The 1,580-nt window shown below is 47.0% G+C and carries 2 protein-coding genes; both read right to left on the bottom strand.

Annotation, left to right across the window (positions count from 1 at the left end):
• On the bottom strand, positions 1-1,260 hold a 1,260-nt coding region (locus AC1DWB_RS34845), incomplete at its 3' end, for a hypothetical protein (RefSeq protein ID WP_477545646.1).
• 94 nt (positions 1,261-1,354) lie between these two features.
• Positions 1,355-1,580 (bottom strand): FIMAH domain-containing protein (locus AC1DWB_RS34840; RefSeq protein WP_477545645.1); only part of this gene is annotated, 226 nt, incomplete at its 5' end.

The following is a 1,580-nucleotide window of genomic DNA, read 5'->3' as shown; positions in this document are numbered from 1 at the left end:
ATTCAAACCCTCATCCTGGAGTCTGCGGATGCCGACCAAGGAATTTTCTCCACTGACCGCGATATTGGATGATTTGATGATGCCTTGGGGGAATAATTGCCTAAGTCCCTCTATGAGCTGGTAGGGCCATCTTCCATTACGCGTCGTGCTCTCGCCATAAAACGCGATCCGAACCGGGTTCCCGGAGGCAAGCTTTTTACGGATCGGAATTAATGTATCGAATCGCTCTAACGGTATACTTTCCGTGAAAGCTACAGCTTGATTACGTAAATCGAATATCATTTGCGGCAACGCAACCACTTCAATGATTGGATTCACCTGAGATGGCCTAATGTCGATACCGGACAAGTCGATCTCTAATCCCCAATCCACCAGACGGCCGTAAGCCGAAACCAGTACTAGTGGTATCTTGCTCTTCTTCTCATAAATCATTGGTTCTGTCCACCGCAAGGAAATCTCGTCCAGTATTTGTCCTGTCCCATAATCCTCTCCAGTGGCCCCCATACGAAGTAACAATTGCTCATCATTAAGTTGGGATACAATTTCTATTCTGTACGTACGAGCGACCATATCCATATATGTACCACTAAGCTCTGGGATGGAGAATAAAAGTTCAGCATACTCCTCTCTCGGTCGGACTACATAGCTTCCACCGTTATATATCTTGGTCTGTCCCCAGCTTAGAAAAACGTGTGCTAGCACATACCCTGCCCCTACAGCCGGTGGATCAGGCAAAAGGAGTTCTCGCGATTCCATCGCCTCGAAATCTCCCTCCACGATCTGCAGCTTCATCTGATTATCCACCACCACAGCATCATATCGGCATAACCAAACTTCGTAGTCCAATGATAACTTGGCTCCCTCAGGAATTGCTCCATCTGGATGTTTCTTAATCGTCCCCCAATAATCATCCTGAACGTAGTCCTGTTCGGGAAGGTAAAGTTTACTTCGATCCTCATTCCAGACCTGTAAGGTTCCTGGGACCATTCGTTGGTACGGATCACCACCACTTCCGCGAATTCCTTCTCCATTCCAACCACATGGAGAACTCGTACCAACTCCATGAATCGTATAGGCATGATGGGTGAATCGCTTCGTCCCCGCTGGGCGTAGGAGCACATATGTCCTTTCTAGAAATTCCACAACGGAACCGTCGGAGTAGATCAGTTTCCCAGGTTCTATTGCAAGTTCCATCGAAGAAGAAGTCTTGCAGGTTTTTACCTCGAGCCCACTGCAAGCCACCACTTGACTGTTTATCATGTTGCCACCTCTTTCTGCTCTCATCTTGATTACAAACAAACACCACTCCCTAATGGGAAACGGTGCTTAATTGCTCGAGTCTCTTGCCTCTGCTTCACCAGGAGTTCTTCAATGCAGTTGCATCCGTAGTAAGGATGTTTTTTACTTCAGGGGTTACATAGGACTGCATGGAATTCTTATTCAGATGATCAAGGAAGTCCTCCATGTGTTTGACCGCTTGTTTATTATGACCTTTTTGCAATTGGTCCTCAGCCTGATCCAACTTATTGCGTAGCTGCGTCAACAAGGGGCTGCTTAAGGTTCCTTGTATCGCGTAATGT

It is taken from the genome of Paenibacillus sp. P4_E11, assembly GCF_056401635.1.
This window is presented reverse-complemented; position numbering and strand designations above follow the sequence as displayed.